General features: G+C 65.8%; 16 protein-coding genes. 5 read left to right on the forward strand and 11 right to left on the reverse strand.

What is annotated here, in order from left to right; genetic code table 11:
• Positions 1-9: 9 nt before the first annotated feature.
• Positions 10-2,202 (reverse strand): TonB-dependent hemoglobin/transferrin/lactoferrin family receptor, encoded by a 2,193-nt coding sequence (locus L0F51_RS13100; RefSeq protein WP_234629662.1) that lies wholly within the window; start codon positions 2,200-2,202, stop codon positions 10-12.
• Between the two features lie 112 nt (positions 2,203-2,314).
• Positions 2,315-2,497, reverse strand: a complete 183-nt coding sequence (locus L0F51_RS13105; protein WP_234629663.1) for a hypothetical protein — start codon at positions 2,495-2,497, stop codon at positions 2,315-2,317.
• Here L0F51_RS13105 and L0F51_RS13110 point away from each other — a divergent pair.
• From L0F51_RS13110 to L0F51_RS13130, 5 genes are all read left to right on the forward strand, one after another.
• Positions 2,496-3,368 (forward strand): hemin ABC transporter substrate-binding protein, encoded by an 873-nt coding sequence (locus tag L0F51_RS13110; protein ID WP_234629664.1) that lies wholly within the window; start codon positions 2,496-2,498, stop codon positions 3,366-3,368. The genes L0F51_RS13105 and L0F51_RS13110 overlap by 2 nt on opposite strands.
• 11 nt (positions 3,369-3,379) lie before the next feature.
• Positions 3,380-4,471, forward strand: a complete 1,092-nt coding sequence (locus tag L0F51_RS13115; RefSeq protein WP_234629665.1) for an iron ABC transporter permease — start codon at positions 3,380-3,382, stop codon at positions 4,469-4,471.
• An 8-nt stretch (positions 4,472-4,479) separates the two neighbouring features.
• Entirely contained in the window at positions 4,480-5,265 is a 786-nt protein-coding gene (locus tag L0F51_RS13120; RefSeq protein ID WP_234629666.1) for a heme ABC transporter ATP-binding protein, read from the forward strand.
• Positions 5,266-5,420: 155 nt separating this feature from the next.
• The gene (locus L0F51_RS13125; RefSeq protein ID WP_234629667.1) at positions 5,421-7,007 is read left to right on the forward strand and encodes a bifunctional diguanylate cyclase/phosphodiesterase; all 1,587 of its coding nucleotides are present in this window, start codon (positions 5,421-5,423) and stop codon (positions 7,005-7,007) included.
• Positions 7,008-7,106: 99 nt separating this feature from the next.
• Positions 7,107-7,811 carry an SDR family oxidoreductase gene (locus tag L0F51_RS13130; protein WP_234629668.1) on the forward strand — a complete coding sequence of 235 codons (705 nt, stop codon included), beginning with the start codon at positions 7,107-7,109 and terminating at the stop codon, positions 7,809-7,811.
• Here L0F51_RS13130 and L0F51_RS13135 read toward each other — a convergent pair.
• The 9 genes from L0F51_RS13135 to L0F51_RS13175 all read right to left on the reverse strand — a co-directional run bounded on the left by L0F51_RS13135 (position 7,795) and on the right by L0F51_RS13175 (position 18,261).
• On the reverse strand, positions 7,795-8,067 hold the full coding sequence (locus L0F51_RS13135; protein WP_234629669.1) for a hypothetical protein: 273 nt from the start codon (positions 8,065-8,067) through the stop codon (positions 7,795-7,797). The genes L0F51_RS13130 and L0F51_RS13135 overlap by 17 nt on opposite strands.
• A gap of 13 nt (positions 8,068-8,080) precedes the next feature.
• Positions 8,081-10,636, reverse strand: a complete 2,556-nt coding sequence (gene feoB / locus L0F51_RS13140; RefSeq protein ID WP_234629670.1) for a ferrous iron transport protein B — start codon at positions 10,634-10,636, stop codon at positions 8,081-8,083.
• Entirely contained in the window at positions 10,629-10,892 is a 264-nt protein-coding gene (locus tag L0F51_RS13145) for a FeoA family protein (protein ID WP_234629671.1), read from the reverse strand. Before L0F51_RS13145 ends, feoB begins: the two co-directional genes overlap by 8 nt.
• Before the next feature lie 160 nt (positions 10,893-11,052).
• A complete protein-coding gene (locus tag L0F51_RS13150; RefSeq protein WP_234629672.1) occupies positions 11,053-11,841 on the reverse strand; it encodes a DUF4198 domain-containing protein in 789 nt (262 codons plus the stop codon).
• A gap of 22 nt (positions 11,842-11,863) precedes the next feature.
• The gene (locus L0F51_RS13155; protein ID WP_234629673.1) at positions 11,864-12,196 is read right to left on the reverse strand and encodes a hypothetical protein; all 333 of its coding nucleotides are present in this window, start codon (positions 12,194-12,196) and stop codon (positions 11,864-11,866) included.
• Positions 12,197-12,400: 204 nt separating this feature from the next.
• On the reverse strand, positions 12,401-13,390 hold the full coding sequence (locus L0F51_RS13160) for an ABC transporter ATP-binding protein (protein ID WP_234629674.1): 990 nt from the start codon (positions 13,388-13,390) through the stop codon (positions 12,401-12,403).
• Entirely contained in the window at positions 13,387-15,372 is a 1,986-nt protein-coding gene (locus L0F51_RS13165) for a dipeptide/oligopeptide/nickel ABC transporter permease/ATP-binding protein (protein ID WP_234629675.1), read from the reverse strand. Before L0F51_RS13165 ends, L0F51_RS13160 begins: the two co-directional genes overlap by 4 nt.
• A complete protein-coding gene (locus L0F51_RS13170) occupies positions 15,369-16,316 on the reverse strand; it encodes an ABC transporter permease (RefSeq protein WP_234629676.1) in 948 nt (315 codons plus the stop codon). Before L0F51_RS13170 ends, L0F51_RS13165 begins: the two co-directional genes overlap by 4 nt.
• A gap of 373 nt (positions 16,317-16,689) precedes the next feature.
• A complete protein-coding gene (locus L0F51_RS13175) occupies positions 16,690-18,261 on the reverse strand; it encodes an ABC transporter substrate-binding protein (RefSeq protein WP_234629677.1) in 1,572 nt (523 codons plus the stop codon).
• Between the last annotated feature and the right edge of the window lie 258 nt (positions 18,262-18,519).

Below are 18,519 nucleotides of genomic sequence, written 5' to 3' on the forward strand. Positions count from 1 at the left end.
CCGTCCGAGTCAGCCACCGAAACGCAATGTGGCGCCGAGCTTCACGCTCAAGCCGGGCTCGTAGACGACCGACGTCGTGGTCGCGTTGAGCGGATTGGCGTAGCGCACATCGAAAAGGTTCTCCGCACGCAGGCTGGCGCGGAAGTTCTCGTTCACGTCGTAGCGCGCAAAAGCGTTCACGAGCGTATAATCCTTGGCGTATTCCGCCCCGTCCGGGGCGATGTTGTGCTCCACCTCGCCACCGAAGCTGAGGCGCTGTTCGAGCAGGCGAAAGCCGAGAGAGCCGCCGAGCTGCGACGCCGGAATGGAGACGATGTCTTCCTTGACCCCATCCGCCTTGCGCCAGCCGTCGATGATGGAGGCCGTCAGGCCGCCGAAAATCCAGCCGGCATCGTAGGCGGCTTCGAGCTCGAAGCCGTGCAGCCGCGCCTCGGCGAAGTTCTGGTACTGGAAGCAGATCGGCGCATAGGTCGGGCTGCCCAACAAATCCGGCCGCAGCGGACAGCCGCTCGTCGGATCGAAGGCCGACAGCGTCTGCCCGTCGATGAAATCGTCGACGTCGTTGTTGAAATAGGCGGCCTTCAGGCGCAGCCGATCGTCGGCGACGAAGAGCGAATCGCGCCGATAGTTGACGCCGAATTCCCAGGTCTTGCCGGTCTCCGGGCGCAGATCGGCATTGGGCAGGAAGGGAAAGGCGACGCCTGAAGGATGCAGACCGCTGATCAGGGTCTCCGTCGTCGTCGGCGAGCGGTAGCCTTCCGCGTAGGTGCCGTAGACCTGCAGCCCGCCGAGGACCGGCCCTTCGAAGGGCGAGACGCCGACGGTCAGGCGCGGCGACAGCCGGTCGCCGTCGCTGTCGACATCCGTGCCGTCGAGTTCATAGCTGTCGTAGCGCAGGGCGCCGATGACCTCGAACCAGTGCCAGGTGAGCTTGTCCTGGACATAGGCGCCCCACACCTTGCGATCCCCGGAGGGCGTATAGACATCGCTGCCGCCAAGCGGGCTCGATGTCGTCACCTCGTCTTTCAGCCAGTCGCCGCCATAGGTGAGCTCGTGCGCCAGCGCGCCGGTGTCGAAGCGCGACGTGTTCCACAGATCGATCCCGTAGGTGTCGAGATCGTAGCTGGTCTTGGAGCCCGCCGGAACGTTGATCACCTCGCCCGTCACGGGGTCGAACTGGCGCACATCCGTCAGATATTCCTGGTCGAGCTTCGCCTGGTTCCAGGAGCCGTTGATGTGGAGGTCGATCCAGGGATTGTCCGGGTCGTCGAGCGCGTAGCGCGCCGTCAGCGTGTTCTGCGTCAGATCGAGATCGGAGGCGCCGGATCGTTCCTCCCAGCCGTCGTCGGTGCCGATCCAGCCGAGACGCAGCTCGCTGTAATCGTTCGGGCGGATGCTCGTCTTCAGCATGCCGCTCAAGACGTCGAAGCCGGTGCCCGACACCTCGTCGCCATGGCCGTCGTCATATTCGGAATAGTCGCGCCAGACGAGATTGCCGAGAACGTCGATATTGTCGTTGATGCGGGCGGCCCCCGTCCCGCTCATCGTCCAGCCATTGCCGTTGGTCTCGTACTGACCGGTGAAGGAAATGGCGTATCGCTCCCATTCCTTCAGAAAATCGCGCGCATCCTTGGTCTCGAACATGACGACGCCGCCGATCGCGCCGGAGCCATAGGTGTTGGCGACGGGACCGCGGATGACATCGACCTGCTTCACCAGCATCGGGTCGATCCAAAAGGTGCTCTGCGTGCCGTGTCCTGAGCGCTGAAAATCCTGGCGCGCCCCGTCGACGATGACGGCGACGCGGCCGAAATCCTGCAGGCCGCGAATGTTGACGGAGGAGCTCAGGCGGCTCGAATCGGCCTGGACGGCAACACCCGGCACGCCCTGCAGCATTTCGAGCGGCGTCGTCGCCATCTTGCGATCGAGCTCTTCCTGGCCGAGCCGGCTCACCGATGCCATGGTCTCGATGGCGCTTTCGCCGGTGCGGCTGATGACGGTGATCTCGTCGAGCGTCGTCACCTTCGGCTGGGCCTCCTGCGCAGCCTCGGACGCGTCACGCTCTGCGACCGCCGCCTCCTGCGCAAAGCCCGGAGCGGACAGCGCCAGCGACGCGGCACTGGCCAGCAATGCGCCATGCCATTTCGGCCGATAACCCCAGCCGCGCCTTCCGCCCTCGTCCTCACGCCTACCCCAGCCCATGCCCTACTCCTCTTGCGGTCGGTGACGCCCGCGCTAAAACCTGACTTTTCACGTCATATATGAGCTGCGTAGAAAGTCTGATTTTTTTTGTCAACATTCTTTGGCAAGGAAGTTAGGATGCCCCCAACATCGAACCGACGACATCGAACGGATTGAGGACGGCCATGACGGACAGGACAGGGACCGGATCGGCAAGGTGCGGATCGCCAAGACGCGGATCGCCAAGATGCGGATCGCCAAGTCGGGACGCGCGCGGACTGAAGGCGGGACGCGTCAAAGCTCGCGCGCTTGCCATGGCGCTTCTCAGCTTCGCCCTCTTTGCCGCCCCGGCCGCGGCAGAGGATACGGCGAGCGCACAGACGCAGGCAGCCTTTGCGCCAAAAGCCTCGCTCGTCGCCATCGGCGGATCGATCACCGAGATCGTCTATGCGCTCGGCGAGGAGGACAGGCTCGTCGCCCGCGACACGACCAGCACCTATCCGGAGGCGGCCAAAGCCCTTCCCGATGTCGGCTATATGCGCCAGCTCGCCCCGGAGGGTGTTCTCTCCGTCAATCCGGGCGGCATCCTCGCCATCGAAGGCAGCGGCCCGCCCGACGCCGTGCACGTCTTGAAGGAATCCGGCGTGCCCTTCGTCACCATCGACGAGGGCTATGACCGCGACAGCGTGCTCGCCAAGATCCGTGAGGTGGGGAAAGCGCTCGGCGCCGAAGAAGAGGCTCAGGCGCTTTCCGATGAGGTCGGCGGCGAGTTCGACGCGCTTGACCAGGAGACCGCCGCCGTTTCCTCGCCCAAGCGCGTCCTTTTCCTCCTCTCCATGCAGGGCGGAAAGCTCCTCGCGGCCGGCACCGGCACGGCCGCCGACGCGATGATCCGGCTTTCCGGCGGCGAAAACGCCATCTCCGGCTACGAAGGCTACAAGGCGCTCTCCGAAGAAGCCGTCCTCGATGCGGCGCCCGACGCGGTTTTGATGATGGCGCAGGGCGCAAGCCACGGCATCGGCGCCGATCAGGTCTTCGCCAATCCGGCCCTCGCCGCGACACCGGCGGGCGAGGCGAAAAACCTCATCCGCATGGACGGGCTCTATCTTCTCGGCTTCGGTCCGCGCGCGGCGTCCGCCGCCCGCGAGCTCCACCGGGCGCTCTACGGCGCGCCGGCCTCCAACTGAGGACGCCTGCCATGACGCTCGACATCCTTCTGCCGGCGGCGGCGAAGCGCCGGTCGCTGCCCGTCGGGGATCGCTCCTTCGTGGCGAGGGCGACGATCGTTCTTCTGGCGTTTCTTCTCGGCGCCACTTTCCTCTTCAGCCTGACGGCCGGCGCCTCCGACGTCTCTCCCCTGCCGCTTCTGCGCGATCTCGTCTTCGGCGGCGGCGAGGTGTCGGCGCGCGACCGGCTCATCATCGGCGATATCCGCCTGCCCCGCGCCGTTCTCGGCAGCCTCGTCGGCGCGTCGCTCGCCGTCTCCGGCGCCGTCATGCAGGGGCTTTTCCGCAATCCTCTCGCCGATCCGGGCCTCGTCGGGGTCTCGGCCGGGGCCGGTCTCGGAGCGATCGTCATCATCGTTCTCGGCTCGGGCGTGCTCGCTCCGGTGATTGCGCCGCTCGGCATCTACGCGCTGCCGTTTGCGGCCTTCTTCGGCGGGCTCCTCACCACCTGGATCCTCTATCAGGTGGCGACCCGCCGCGGGCAGACGTCGATCGCCACCATGCTCCTGGCCGGTATCGCGCTCGGGGCGCTCGCCGGTGCCGTCTCCGGCATCCTCGTCTTTCTCGCCAATGACGCGCAGCTGCGCGACCTCACCTTCTGGGGGCTCGGCTCGCTTGCCGGCGCCAGCTGGGTCAAGATCGCCGCCGCCGGCCCGATCATCGTCGCGGCCCTTCTTGCCGCACCGTTTCTCGCCCGCTCCCTCAACGCCATGGCGCTCGGCGAGGCGGCGGCCCATCATCTCGGCATTCCCGTGCAGCGCATGAAACTCATCGCCATCGTCACGGTCTCGGCTGCGACCGGCGCCTCCGTCGCCGTCTCCGGCGGCATCGGCTTCGTCGGCATCGTCGTGCCGCATCTCCTGCGGCTTCTGATCGGGCCGGACAACCGCTACCTGCTGCCGGCCTCGGCGCTTCTCGGCGCCGTCATGCTGCTTCTCGCCGACGCGATCAGCCGCACCATCGTCGCCCCGGCCGAATTTCCGATCGGCATCGTCACCGCCGCGGTCGGCGCGCCCTTCTTCCTGTGGATCCTGCTGCGCCGGCGCGGCGTGCTCGATCTGTGAGGGCGAAAATGATCGAAGTGGAGGAGCTCTGCGTCACTTTGGGGCGGCGCCAGATCCTGAGCGATGTCGGCTTCACCGCCTCGGCCGGTGCCATGACCGTCATCGTCGGACCGAACGGCTCGGGCAAGACGACGCTCTTGCGCGCCATCTCCGGAGAGCTCGCCTCGACGGGAACGATCCGCATCAACGGCCGCGACAGCCGCGCCCTGAAGCCCTTCGAGCTTGCCGCTCTCCGTGGCGTGCTGCCCCAGGCGACGGCCCTTTCCTTCCCGTTCACGGTGCGCGAGGTCGTCGGCCTCGGTCTCAACGGCGCCTCGGCCAGACTGCCGCCCGAAGAGGTCAGGCGGCTGCCGGAGGAAGCCTTGCGGCGCGTCGATCTTGCAGGCTTTGCCGGGCGTTTCTATCAGGAGCTCTCGGGCGGCGAGCAGCAGCGCGTGCAGCTCGCCCGCGTCCTCTGCCAGGTCTGGGCGCCGATCGCCGACGGCGAACCGCGCTGGCTCTTCCTCGACGAACCCGTCTCCTCCCTCGATATCCGCCACCAGCTCGTGATCATGCGCCTTGCCGCCCAGTTCGCAGCCGCGGGCGGCGGCGTCCTCGCCGTTCTCCACGACCTCAACCTCACGGCCATGTTCGCCGACAAGGTGGTGATGATGCATGACGGGCGGGCGCGCGCCATCGGCTCACCGGCCGAGGTCATGATCGACGACCTTCTGGAAGACGTCTTCGAATGCCGGCTCGGCGTCGGCGTCGTTCCGCCCGGCCCCTTCGTGCTGCCGCAATCCGCGGCGCGCTAGCCGAGCTGGCACAGGGCGACAAGGCCCCCACAAGCGATTCCCGGCTAGAACTCCCGTTCAGCTCCGTTGAAGGCACGTGGTGCGCGCGCCTTTTAGACCCCGTTCATCGATTGTCCGTATGGAGCGAAAAAGAACATTGTGGGTTGAAACCTTTCATGTCCGGACCATCCGTGAAGAGGACCATCGCCTTCGTGCTCCGCCATAAATTCCGCTTCATCGATTTTTCGATCGTCCTGATCGCCACGCTTGCGATGCTCTATGTCGGCATCGTCATCGACATCTTTGCGAACGCGGCGGGCAACACGCCGGCGGAGATGAGCATCGAGCGCGACGAATTGATCGCCGTCTCGGTCGTCTTCCTGCTCGGCCTCGTCTGGGCCGTCCGCCGCATGATCCGCGAGCGCCAGGAAGCCGCCCGAAAAGCCCGCACGGCGCGGGAAATCCAGCGCCTCGCCTTTCATGACGCGCTGACCGGCCTGCCCAACCGCCGCCAGTTCGACGCCGCGCTGAAAGAGGCCGCGGCCTCGCCGCCCGGAAGCGATGCGAGCCATGCCGTGATGATGCTCGATCTCAACAGCTTCAAGCGGGTGAACGACGTCTTCGGGCATGCGGCCGGCGACGAAGTCCTGATGCAGGTGGCGGCCCGGCTGCGCCGAGCGGTGCGCGGCAACGATCTCGTGGCGCGTCTCGGCGGCGACGAATTCGCCGTGCTCGCCACGCATATTTCGGGCGCCGAAGCGGCGACCGGTCTCGCCCTGCGCATCATCGACGCGCTCACCCCGCCGATCCGCGCGGGCGGCGGGGAACACGCGGTCGGCACGGCGATCGGCATCTCGCTCACGCCCCAGGACGGCGGCGTGCCGGCCGAGCTCTTGCGCAAGGCCGACATCGCGCTCTACCGCGCGAAGGGCCAGGGCCATTCGGCCATGCGCTTCTTCGAAGAGGAAATGGATCAGCATGTGCGCGAACGCAGCCGCATCGAGGCGGCGTTGCGCGTGGCCATCCAAAAGCAGGAGATCACGCCGAGCTATCAGCCGCTCGTCGATATGAAGACGGGCACCGTCAAAGGCTTCGAGGCCCTGGCGCGTTGGGACGACCCGGAGCTCGGCAAGATCGGGCCGGATCGCTTCATCCCCGTCGCCGAAGACAGCGGCCTCATCGCCGCCTTGACCGACCTCCTTCTCAGCAAGGCCTGCCGCGACGCCGCCACCTGGCCTGACAAGACGATGCTCTCCTTCAACGTCTCGCCGCTTCTCCTGCGCGATCCGAATTTCGGCATCAAGGTCATCGCGCTCCTCGGCCGCACCGGCTTTCCGGCCGAAAGGCTCGAACTGGAGATTACCGAGAGCGCCCTCGTGCGCGACCTCGCCGCGGCGCAGGCGACGCTCGGAACGCTCCGCCAGGCCGGCGTCCGCATCGCCCTCGACGATTTCGGCACCGGCTATTCGAGCCTCTATCACCTGCGCAATTTCAAGCTCGACAGCATCAAGATCGACCGCAGCTTCATCCATTCGATGGCGACGGACCCGGAAAGTGCCGCGATCGTCAAAGCGCTCGTCGGCCTCGGCGCAGGCCTCGGCCTGGAGGTGACGGCCGAGGGCGTGGAAACCGAAGAGCAGCGTCTTCTTCTCGCCGAGCAGGGCTGCAACCAGGCGCAGGGCTTCTTCTATTCCGAGGCACTCGGAGCCCAGGAGGCTCTCAATCTCTTCGCCTCGATCGAGGCAGCCCGTCGCAGCGCCTGAAGCTCCGGATCGGCTCGCGGCGCGGCCGCCTGCCGAACACCGTTTCGCCGCCCACGCCGCAATGCCATAAGCGGCGGGACGAATCTCGAGGAGGCCGACATGGCAGACGGAAAAGTCGCGATCATCACCGCCGGCGGCAGCGGCATGGGCGCAGCGGCGGCACGCAAGCTCGCAGAAGACGGTTTTTCCGTCGCGATCCTCTCCTCCTCCGGCAAGGGCGAAAAGCTCGCAGAAGAGCTTGGCGGCTTCGGCGTCACGGGCTCCAACCAGTCGCCCAAAGATCTTGAGCGCCTCGTCGCCGGCACGATGGAGCGCTTCGGCCGCATCGACGTCCTCGTCAACAGCGCCGGGCACGGGCCGAAGGGGCCGATCCTCGACATCTCCGACGACGACTGGCACGCCGGTCTCGACGTCTATCTGATGAACGTCATCCGTCCGACGCGCCTCGTCACGCCGCACATGCTGAAATCTGGCGGCGGCACGATCATCAACATCTCGACCTACGCCGTCTTCGAGCCGGATCCTCTGTTTCCGACCTCCGGCGTCTTCCGGGCGGGGCTCGCCGCCTTCACCAAGCTCTTCTCCGACAAATATGCGGCCGACAATCTGCGCATGAACAACGTCCTGCCGGGCTTCATCGACAGCCTGCCGGAAAAGGAAGACCGGCGGGCGCGCATCCCGATGGGGCGTTACGGCCATGCGGAGGAAGTCGCCGCGACGATCGCCTTCCTCGCCTCCGACGGGGCCGGCTACATCACCGGCCAGAACATCCGCATCGACGGCGGCATCACCCGTTCGGTGTGAGGTCCGGGCGCGAATGCGCGGAATGATGTCCGCCGTCGCGACTGGCCTCCGCCTCCGGCACGGCAAGCGGGGCGAAACAGGCCTCCTTGCAGCTGCCGCGGCCGACGCAATCGACACAGGACGGCCGCCGCCGGAAGAGCTTTTTCTTCAGAAAGACGACGGCCAGAAGCACGATCGCTGCAACGGCAAGCCATTCGAAGCCCCCCGTCGCCGCCTCGCGGCTCAGATCGATCGCCGGCTGCGTTTCGGCGTTCATCGGCTCTCTCCCCTCATGACACGGCGCCTCGCGGCGAATAGCCCGGTGGCGGCAGCACCCGGCCGAAGGGGCGCTTGAAGAGACCGACGAGGATCACCGCCGCGAACGCCGTGAAGTAAGTGATCGTCAGCGTCTCAAGCCCCGACAGCGCGAACATGCCGCCGAGCGTGAAGACGGCGCTCGCGACGCTCAGGCCGAGAAAAGTCGGAAAGACGATCGAAAAGATCATCCAGCGATAGGATTGCGTCTGCACGCGCACCATGATCGTCGTGGCGAGACAGGGCGGATAGAGCGCGAAGAAGAGCATGAGCGCGACGGCACCGAGCGCCGAATAGCCGGCGGCGCGCTGCTCCGTTCCCATGCGCTCTTCGAGCGTGTCGTTCTCGCCATCCGACGGCTGGAAAAGAACGCCGAGCGTCGCGACCGAGCTCTCGCGCGCCGCGAAAGACGAGAGCAGCGCCACGTTGATCTTCCAGTCGAAGCCCGCGAACTGCGTCACCGGTTCGAGGCTGCGCCCGACCTGGCCGAGGAGCGAATTGACGATCCGCTCTTCCTTCATCTCGCGCCTCAGCGTCTTGCGCGTCGTCGCAAGCGTCTTCAGCGCCCGCTCTGCGGCGCGCGCCTCTTTGTCGGAGGAGCGTTTCAGGAACGGATAGAAGTCGGGATAGCGGGTTTCGTAGCGCGCATCGACGGCACTCGAGGCCTCCGCCCCCTGCGCCATCAGCTTCTCGGTCCGGTAATCGGTGTAAACGTTGACGAGGCCGGTGAGCGCCGCCTGATCGGGCACGGCGGCGAGATAGGGATTGCCCGCCATCTCGTCATAGAACTCCGCGATCGCAACCTCGGCTCGCCCCTCATAGACGGCTTCCTGTTCGGCACTGAGGCCCGGAAACTGCAACAGCACATAGACGACGACGGAAACGGCGACGACCACCGTGCCGACCTTCTTGATGTAGAGCCAGGTGCGGTCGATCGAACGGCGCACCACCCCCGTCAGCGTCGGCAGATGGTAATGCGGCAACTCCATCACGAAAGGCGCCGTCTCCTTGTGGCGCAGCACGGAGACGGAAAGGAGCTTGGCGACGAGCAGGGCGGCAAAGATCGTGATCGTCGACAGATAGAAGAGGACGAGCCCCTTCGCCTCGACGAAGTAGATGTTGATGAGAAGCGTATAGAGCGGGATCTTCGCCAGGCAGTTCATGAACGGCACGGTGAGGATCGTCGCAAGCCGCGCCCGCTCGTCCGGGATTCCCTTCGTCGCCATCACGCCCGGTACGGCACAGCCGCCGGCAAAGACGCCCGCCAGAATGAAGGGCAGCGTCGATTGCCCGTGCAGGCCGAAGCGGTGCAGGATCCGGTCGAGAATGAAGGCGATCCGCGCCATGTAGCCCGAATCCTCCAAAATCGCGATCAGCGCGAAGAGGATCAGGAAGATCGGCACGTAGTTCAAAAGCGTGTTCGCGGAATCGACCATCCACAGGCCGAGCGAGCGGATCTGCGGGTCGTAGAGAAAACCCGCCTCCGGCAGCCATTGCGCCGCGAAATTGCGCAGGGAGGCGAGAAACGGCCAGGTGACCTTGGTGAGCTCGTAACCCTGGACGATGGAGATCTCGTAGATCCCCCAGACGACCAGAACGAGGAAGATCGGCGCCAGAATCCGGTGCAGAAGCAGCCGGTCGACACGCTCCGACGCGGAGACCGCACCCTTGCGGCTCTCCCTCACAGAGGCGGTGACGATCTCGCCCGCAAAGCGGTCGCGGATGGCCGCGACATGATCGCCGGTCGAGAGATCATGCGCCGTCTCGAAATTCTTGCGCGCCTCGGCGACCTCCTCCAGGAACACGGCCTGACGCGGATCTTCGCGCACGAGCCGGACCGCCTCGGCATCGCCTTCGACGAGCTTGACGGCGAGCCCCCGCACGGCGGCGCCGGCATCGAGGCCGGAGGAATCGGCGAGCCGCTCCTCCACCCAGCCGATCGTCTCTTCGAGCGCGCGGTAATCGAGCCGCGCATCGGAAATCGCGGGAGAGCTGTCCGGCTCGTCGGCGATGCGGCGGATCGCGGCGCGCAGCTCCTCGCGGCCGACGCCCTTGCGGCCGATCGAGGCCACGACCGGCACCTTCAGCTTCCGCGCCAGCGCATTCAGATCGATCTTGAGGCCGCGCCGCTCGGCGACATCCATCATGTTGACGACGACGATGAGCGGATGGCCGAGCTCGATGAGCTGCGCCGTCAGATAAAGCCCGCGGCGCAGATTGGAGGCATCGAGCACGTTGACCACGACGTCGGGCCGCTCTTCGTAGAGAAAGCGGCGCACGACGCGCTCTTCCAGGGAGAACGACGTCAGGCTGTAGGTGCCGGGAAGGTCCACCACCTCCACCCGCCGGCCGTGGTCGAGGTAAAAGCCGCTCTTCTTGTCGACGGTGACACCCGGATAATTGGCAATGTGCTGCGCCACACCCGTCAGCGCATTGAAGAGCGTCGATTTGCCGGCATTCTGCTGCCCGGCGAGCGCCACGCGCAGGCGCCGCCCCGAAGCCCCCGCCGCGCCGGCCGTTTTCTCAGTCACGTTCCACCTCGATCGTCGCCGCTTCGGCGCGACGCACCGTCAAGACCGCATTGCCGACGCGGATCGCGATCGGATCGTTCAAGGGCGCGGCCCTGATCACCGTCACCTCGGCGCCGTTGACGAGGCCGAGGTCGAGAAGCCGCTGGCGGATGGCGCCACAGCCTTTCAGCCGGGCGACCCGGCAATGGGTTCCGGGCACGAGATCGTTGAGCGAGCAAAAGCCGTCCCGGCCGCATGGCGCCTCGCCTTGAAGCATCCCGCCCTGGCCTGCCCCCTGGCCCAACCCGGAGCAATGTCGGCGCTGGCGTCGGCGCAGTCGGCGCATCCCGAAGAACTGGCCTTTCATATCGATCCTCGACCCGTTTTCCCTCAGAACCGTCCTCCCCGCCGGCAAAGCGGCGGGGAGGACATCATTTTCAGTTGAGGTCGTAGGCGCGCACCCAGATGACCGCGTCCTGGCTCAATTCCTTGCCCTCATGCTCGGTCACGGGGCCCGAACCGAGCGCCGCGAAGCCCCAGAAGCCGGCCTTCGGAACGCCGAAGGTGAATTCGCCGTCCGCATCGGTCACCGCGACAAGGGCGCCGCCCGGCATCGGCGAGGCGGTCGGCTCGCCCGGCCTGTCGGCATCGATATCGGGCTCCGCCGCCATGTACTCGATCTCGATCTCCGCGCCCGGCACCGGCTTTCCCTCAGAAAGAAGCACACCGGAGAAGGTCGAACCGGCGACGATGTTGGTCGGCTTGTTCAGGGGCACGATCTCGGTCGCAAGGCCGATCGGCTCGTTCCAGCCGGTCGGAATGCCGCCCTTGTTGACGAAGGATTTCGTCAGCTGCTGGATGTAGATGTCTTCGCTCTGCTCGTAATAGGGCGCCGGCACCAGGGCGAAGATGTAATCGCCGTTGCGCTTCACCGGCACGGTCGCCTCGAAGGCCTTCGCCTCGTTACCGGCACCGTGGAAGGTGATCGGCTCCAGCGTCGGAGCGAGGTCCTGCCTCTCGCCCTTGAAGACCACGAAAAACTCCTCCGGGTCGCCCATATCCATGGCATGGCCGTTTTCCATCGGATGCCAGAAGATCATCTTGAGCGGCAGATCTCCGGGTTTTTCCAGGTTCACCTCGGGCGTGTAGACGAGCTGGAAATGCGCCAGCGCCGGGCTCGCCAAAAAAGCCGCAGAGGCGGCAAGAGCGAATAAGGTCGCCTTCATCGTCGTTCTCCGCATTGCTTCGCTATTCGACGATCTCGTCGCCCGGGACTTCGATCTGGTGGCCTTCGCCGCCGTCGAAGAGGACGGAATAGGCGCCGTCCGGCTTGTCGAACTCGAACTCCGAGTTCTCGTCCATCTTGCCCTCGCTGACGGTCTCGCCGTCGCCATTCCGGACCTTGACCGGCACGTTGGCGGCCGAGGCACCGTCGGAGAAACCACCCTCGCAGAGGACGGTCCCGTCACCATTGTCGTAGCAGGAGAAAAGCGGCGTATGCGCCAGAGCCGGCGTGAAACTGAAACCGATCGCGGCTGCGGCGATAACGGCTCCGACTGTCATCTCGTGGCGAACCTTCACGATTGCGTCCTTTCCGAAAGGGCTTTGCAACGATGGCGGCAGGCTGACGATGCGCATGCGCAGGTCAGCTCGGCCGCCCGACCTCATCCTGACTCTTATTCTCATATTATGATCTGAGAGGCCCTCCAATGCGACGGAGGGCTGATGCGCGCTTTCGCCACGCATTTGCAGAAGCGTTAAAAACTGGGTCGGAGGACCGCCCGCTCAGGCGGTTTCGCGCGCCGCCTCGGCGGGTGTCTCGGAGATCGGGAAGAAGCAGGCTGCCGCCTGCGTCTCCGACGGCCGGTCGGCCTCGAGCGTCGGCCGCTCTTCCCGGCATTTCGCCTGCGCATGGGGGCAGCGCGGCGCGAAGGCACAGCCCGGCGGCGGGTTCAGAGGATCGGGCAGTTCGGCCAGCTCCACCTCGCGGCGGATGCGCCTTTGCCCCGGCACCGGCGCGGCATCGAAGAGAAGCTTCGTATAGGGATGGCGTGGGCGCCGGAAGAGTTCGCGGGTTTCGGCGATCTCCACGATGCGGCCGAAATACATGACCGCCACCCGGTCCGAGACATTGCCGACGACGGAGAGGTCGTGGCTGATGAAGACATAGGTGAGGCCGAGCCGCCCCTTCAGATCCTCCAGAAGATTGAGCACCTGCGCCTGCACCGAGACATCGAGGGCGGAGACCGGCTCGTCGAGAACGATGATCTCCGCTTCCGCCGCGAGCGCGCGGGCGATGCCGATCCTCTGAGCCTGGCCGCCGGAGAATTCGTGCGGATAGCGGTCGAGGAAATCGGAGGCGAGTTTGACCGCCTCCATCAGCTCGTCCATCCGCGCCTTGCGCGTCTCCTTGTTCATGCCGAGAAGATGGATCATCGGCGCCTCCAGAATGGCGCGGATGGTCTTGCGCGGATTGAGGGCGGCAACCGGATCCTGGAAGAGATACTGGATCTTGCGCGCCGTCTCCAAAGAGCCGGTGAGCGGCGTGCCTTTGAGCGTGATCTCACCTTCCGACGGCCGGTCAAGGCCGACGAGCATGCGCGCGAGCGTCGACTTTCCGCAGCCCGATTCCCCCACAATCCCGAGCGTCTCGCCGTCCTTCACGGTGAGATCGACGCCCTGAACCGCATGTACGCGCGGGCGTGCGGCGCCGAACAGGGTGCGGCCGCCGCCGAAGAAGCGTTTGACGCCCGTCATTTCCAGAAGCGCGCTCATTGCCCCGCCTCCGCATGGGCGTCTGCAGGGGCGTCTGCAGAGGCGTCCGCATCGTCGACGAGCGGATAGAGGCAGCGCGCCATGCGCCCCGGCGCCACCTCGGCGAGCGGGATGTCGCGGGCCCGGCAATCGGGCTGCGCCCGCGGGCAGCGCGGCGCGAAGGCGCAGCCCTCCGGCAGCCGGTTGAGCGGCGGCGGCAGGCCCTCGATCGCATCGAGCCGCCGGTCGGGATCGTCGAGAAGCGGCACGCAATCGATGAGTTTTCGGGTATAGGGATGCGCCGGCGCGTCGAGCACCTCCTCGGTCCGCCCCATCTCCACGATGCGCCCGGCATACATCACCGCCACCCTTTCGCAGATTTCCGAGACGACGCCGAAATCATGGGTGATGAAGAGCACGGCGGTGTGCTTCTCGTGGCGGAGATCGTCGAGCAGCTTCAGAACCTGCGCCTGCACGGTGACATCGAGCGCCGTCGTCGGCTCGTCGGCAATCAAGACTTCCGGCTCGTTGACGAGGGCGATCGCGATCGCCACACGCTGGCGCATGCCGCCCGACAGCTCGTGCGGATAGCTCTTCGCCCGCTCTTTCGGGTTCGGGATCTGCACGGCGCCGAGAAGATCGACCGCCTTCGCCCAGGCCTCGGCGCGGCTCAAAGGCTGATGCGCGCGCACCGCCTCGGCGATCTGGTCGCCGACGGTGAAAAGCGGATGCAGGCTCGACAGCGGGTCCTGAAAGATCATCGAGATCTCGCCACCACGCAGGCGTCGGAGCTCGCCGTCGCGCATTTCGAGCACGTCGCGTCCCTCGCGCATCACCCGTCCGCCGACGATGGCGCCCGGCGGCGAGGGCACGAGGCTCGCGATCGACAGCGCCGTCACCGATTTGCCGGAGCCGGATTCGCCGACGAGCCCCAGGCATTCCTCCTTGCCGAGCCTCAGATCGACCCCGCCGACGGCGCGAAAGACGTCACGCCCGATCGAAAACTCGGTCTGAAGCCCGACGACATCGAGCGCACCGTCCTGCTCCGCCGGCATCTCCGGCACGTTGCGCCGCTTCACCTGCGTGCGTGCCGAAGGGTGGGCGAGCGCGCCGGAGCGCAGGCGCGGGTCGAGCACGTCGCGAATGCCGTCGCCCAGAAGATTGATGCTCATCACAATGATGAAGATCATCACGCCCGGAATGATCGACACGTAAGGCGCGGTGAAGAGGAGCTTCCGCCCCTCGCCCAGCATGGATCCGAGATCGGCCTGCGGCGGCTGCGCCCCGAGCCCCAGAAAGGAGAGCCCCGCGGTCTCCAGGATCATCCAGCCGACCGTGGTCGAGAGCGCGATGACGATCGTCGGCAGGACGTTCGGAAAGATCTCCGTCGCGACCACCCGGATCGGCCCCTTGCCGGAAAGCTTCGCCGCCTCGACGAAATCGCGCCGCGCGAGCCCCAGCGTGATGCCGCGAATGTTGCGGGCGAAGAAGGGGATGTTGACGACGGCGATCGCATAAAGCGCGTTCAACAGCCCCGGCCCCAGAACCGCGACGATGGCGAGCGCCAGGAGAATGTACGGAAACGCCATCAGCATATCGATGCCGCGCATCATCAGATGGTCGGTGCGCCCGCCCGCATAGCCGGCGACAAGCCCGATGAGCGAGCCGAAGAAGGCGGCGATCAGCGAGGCGGAGATGCCAACGGCCAGCGAGATCCGCGTCCCCCAGACGAGGCGCGAAAGAATATCGCGGCCGAGATGGTCGGTGCCGAGAAGGTGCCCCTCTGCGAGCGGCCGCTGCAGTCGTTCGGCCGGCGCCGTCGCGTCGGGCGGGGCAAGCGGCAGAAGCGGAGCCGCCAGCGCCACCAGAACGACGAGGCTGAGAAGAACGAGGCCCAGAGCCGCCAGCCGGTTGTTGGCGAGAAGCCGCCAGGAGGCGGGCCTGGACGAGCGTGCGGCTGCCGCGGGCGCGGCCTCTTCGCCGGTCTCTTCCGCCACGCTCATGGCTTCAGCCTCGGATCGAGCATCGCCTGCACGACGTCGGCGGCGAGATTGAAGAGCACGTAGCTCGCCGCCACGACGAACACGCCGCCCTGAACGAGGAGCACGTCGCGGGTCGAAATCGCCTTCACCAGCATGTCGCCGATCCCCGGCCACTGGAACACCGTCTCGATGTAGACGGCGCCGCCGAGCACGAAGCCCGCCTGAATGCCGATCACCGGAATGACGGAGACGAGCGCCGCCTTGAAGGCGTGACGATAGATCACCCGCCGCTCCGACAAGCCCTTGGCGCGGGCGGTGCGGATATAATCCTGGCGCAGAACCTCCAGCATCGAGGCGCGCGTCATGCGCGCAATCACGCCCGTCGCCACGACCGCGAGCGTCGTCGCCGGCAGGATCAGATGCTTGGCGAGATCGAGCGGCCCGCCGCCGCCATAGATCGCCTCCATGCCACTTGCCGGCAGCCAGCGGAGATCGACGGCGAAAACGAGAATGAGGAGAAGCCCGAGCCAGAAAGAGGGAATGGAAATGCCGATCAGCACCAGAAAGGTGATGATCCGGTCGGCCCAGCCGAACTGGCGCACGGCCGAAACGATGCCGGCGAGAAGCCCGAAGATCGAGCACAGAACGAGCGAGGTGCCGGCGAGAATGAGCGTGGCGCGAAAGCGCTCCAGCACCTCGTCGATGACCGGCCGGTTGAGCGAATAGGAGCGCCCGAAATCGCCCTGCAGCACATTGCCGATCCAGACGAGATACTGCTCCGGCAAAGAGCGGTGGAGGCCGAGCTGACGGTTCAATCGCTCGACATTCTCAGGCGTCGCATAGGAGCCGAGGATCGCCGTCGCCGGATCTCCCGGGATCGCCGCGATGATCAGGAAGACGATGATCGACAGTCCGAAGAGGACGGGAATGGCGGCGAGAAGCCGCCGGCCGATATAGGCAGTCATCGCCGCCCTCCCCCATTGCCCGAGCGCTCTTCTCGCCTTTGAGCGAAGGGCTGCTCCGGGCGGCTACCGGATACGGTGAGGACATGGTGCATCGGCGCGGCCCGATGGCACGGCGTCCTTCCTCTCCCTTGCAGGGAGAGGAAGGCAGACCGAGCAGAGCGAGGGCTGGCGGGTGAGGGCGCGGCGTTTCGACGAGATTGAGAGAGGTTGGGACGCTCCGAGCCCGCCCCCTCACCGCCCGCTGCGCGGGCACCTCTCCCCGACGGGGAGAGGAACGGCGTAAGAAGCACGCCCGACGCAACACACGACCCCGTCCGGCCGGCCGTCGGCCGATCCGGCGATGTCGACGCCGAGCCGCGAGCTCCCACGCGCCTCACTGCTTCGTCACGTCCTTCAGATGCAACAGGAAGGAGGGCTGCAGCGAAAAGCCGCCGACCCTTTCCGTCGTCACGGCGTTCTGCTTCCAATTGGCGATGAAGATCCACGGCGCATCGTCGTGGATGATCACCTGCGCCTCCTTGTAGAGCTCGGCACGCTCATCCTGATCGGTGGAGCGGCGCGCCTTCTCCAGAAGCTCGTCGACCTTCTCGTTGGAATAATAGCCGGAATTGAAGCCACCCTCGTCCGGCAGCGCGTCGGAGCGCAAGGTGAGATAAGGCAGCGTATCGGGATCGTTGGTCATCCAGGCCATCTCGGCCATGTCGGCCTTGCCTTCCAATCCCGGATTCACCTGCGCCAGGAACGTGTTCCACTCATAGCTTTCGATCTTCGCATCGAGCCCCACTTTCGCGAGATCGGCCTGAATGGCGGTGCCCATCGGCACGGGATCGAGCATGCCGGAGCCGCCTTCCGTCACGTAGAAGGTGAGCTCAGCCTTCTCCACGCCGGCCTCCTTCAGGAGCGCCTTCGCCTTTTCCGGATCGTAGGGATAGGGCTTCACGTCGTCATTGTGCGCCCAGGCGAAAGCCGGCGGCACCGGGCCGGCGGCGACCTCGGCGGTCCCCTGCAACACGTTGTCGACGAGCGAACGCTTGTTGATGGCGTAATTCACCGCCTGGCGGACGCGCTTGTCGGCAAACGGCCCGTCCTTGGTGTTCAAGATGACGTACCAGAGATGCGGTCCCGCCTGCTCGTAGACCTTGAAGGTCGGATCGTCGGCAAACGTCGCAAGGTTGTCCGGCGGCACTTCCACCATCACGTCGATACCGCCCGACAGCATCTCGGCGATGCGCGTATTGGCGTCCGTGATCGGGCGGAAGACGACGGCCTCGAGCGAGGGCGCCCCATCCCAGTAATCGTCGTTGCGGGAGAGCACGACGCGGGTGTTGGAATCCCAGGTCTCGAACTTGAAGGGCCCCGTGCCGACCGGATGGCGGCCGACATCCTTGCCGTATTCCTTCACCGCCTCGGGCGAGACGATGAGCCCCGTCGGATAGGCGAGATTGGAGAGGAAGGGCGCATAAGGCTCCTTCAGCTTGAAGACCACCGTCATGTCGTCGGGCGTGGTGATCTCGTCGACGGAGGAGAAGAAGAAGGCGAGCGGGAAGGGTCCCGTGTCGTGATAGGGATGGTCCTCGTCGAGCATCCTCTCGAAGTTGAACTTCACCGCCTCGGCGTTGAACGGCGTGCCGTCGTGAAAGCTCACGCCTTCGCGCAGATGGAAGGTGTAGGTGAGCCCGTCCTCGCTCACCTCCCAGGATTTCGCCAGCGCCGGTTCCGGCTCCAGCGTGCAGTCCTTGGTGCGCACCAGCCCGTCATAGAGATTGACGAGAATGCGGAAATCGTTCGACGCGGTAACGGCGTGCGGATCGAGCGATTTCGGCTCGGCGATCTGCCCGACGATGAGAACATTCGGGGGCGTCTGCGCCTCGGCGCTCGGCACGAAACCGGCGGCCAGAGCAAGCGCGCAAAGCCCGAACAGGGCGGTTCGCCAGAGACCTCGCATCGGCATTCTCCTCTATTTCTGTTCGCCTATTCCATCATGAGGCACACAGGGAAAGCAAACCCGCCCGCCTCCGAACCTCGCGGCCAAAACCCAGCAACCGCAATTTGCCGAGACATTGCAGGCGCTTCGGCAGGGCGAGGAGATTTCTGCAGCCAACAAGACCGCGGCAAAGTCGCCAGGATCGAACCGCGCCCCCCTTGCGTTCATCTCTTGGCGCCGCAGATGAGGTGCGTATCAGCACAATTTTTCAAGCTTTCG

Source organism: Afifella sp. H1R, from assembly GCF_021462425.1.
Lineage (GTDB): Bacteria > Pseudomonadota > Alphaproteobacteria > Rhizobiales > Afifellaceae > Afifella > Afifella aestuarii.

What these genes read in the sequence shown, in the direction of transcription:
- L0F51_RS13100 (WP_234629662.1), bottom strand. Translation starts at nt 2,202, where the DNA reads ATGGGCTGGGGTAGGCGTGAGGACGAGGGCGGAAGGCGCGGCTGGGGT.
- L0F51_RS13110 (WP_234629664.1), top strand. Translation starts at nt 2,496, where the DNA reads ATGGCGCTTCTCAGCTTCGCCCTCTTTGCCGCCCCGGCCGCGGCAGAG.
- L0F51_RS13105 (WP_234629663.1), bottom strand. Translation starts at nt 2,497, where the DNA reads ATGGCAAGCGCGCGAGCTTTGACGCGTCCCGCCTTCAGTCCGCGCGCG.
- L0F51_RS13115 (WP_234629665.1), top strand. Translation starts at nt 3,380, where the DNA reads ATGACGCTCGACATCCTTCTGCCGGCGGCGGCGAAGCGCCGGTCGCTG.
- L0F51_RS13120 (WP_234629666.1), top strand. Translation starts at nt 4,480, where the DNA reads ATGATCGAAGTGGAGGAGCTCTGCGTCACTTTGGGGCGGCGCCAGATC.
- L0F51_RS13125 (WP_234629667.1), top strand. Translation starts at nt 5,421, where the DNA reads ATGTCCGGACCATCCGTGAAGAGGACCATCGCCTTCGTGCTCCGCCAT.
- L0F51_RS13130 (WP_234629668.1), top strand. Translation starts at nt 7,107, where the DNA reads ATGGCAGACGGAAAAGTCGCGATCATCACCGCCGGCGGCAGCGGCATG.
- L0F51_RS13135 (WP_234629669.1), bottom strand. Translation starts at nt 8,067, where the DNA reads ATGAACGCCGAAACGCAGCCGGCGATCGATCTGAGCCGCGAGGCGGCG.
- L0F51_RS13145 (WP_234629671.1), bottom strand. Translation starts at nt 10,892, where the DNA reads ATGCTTCAAGGCGAGGCGCCATGCGGCCGGGACGGCTTTTGCTCGCTC.
- L0F51_RS13150 (WP_234629672.1), bottom strand. Translation starts at nt 11,841, where the DNA reads ATGAAGGCGACCTTATTCGCTCTTGCCGCCTCTGCGGCTTTTTTGGCG.
- L0F51_RS13160 (WP_234629674.1), bottom strand. Translation starts at nt 13,390, where the DNA reads ATGAGCGCGCTTCTGGAAATGACGGGCGTCAAACGCTTCTTCGGCGGC.
- L0F51_RS13165 (WP_234629675.1), bottom strand. Translation starts at nt 15,372, where the DNA reads ATGAGCGTGGCGGAAGAGACCGGCGAAGAGGCCGCGCCCGCGGCAGCC.
- L0F51_RS13170 (WP_234629676.1), bottom strand. Translation starts at nt 16,316, where the DNA reads ATGACTGCCTATATCGGCCGGCGGCTTCTCGCCGCCATTCCCGTCCTC.
- L0F51_RS13175 (WP_234629677.1), bottom strand. Translation starts at nt 18,261, where the DNA reads ATGCGAGGTCTCTGGCGAACCGCCCTGTTCGGGCTTTGCGCGCTTGCT.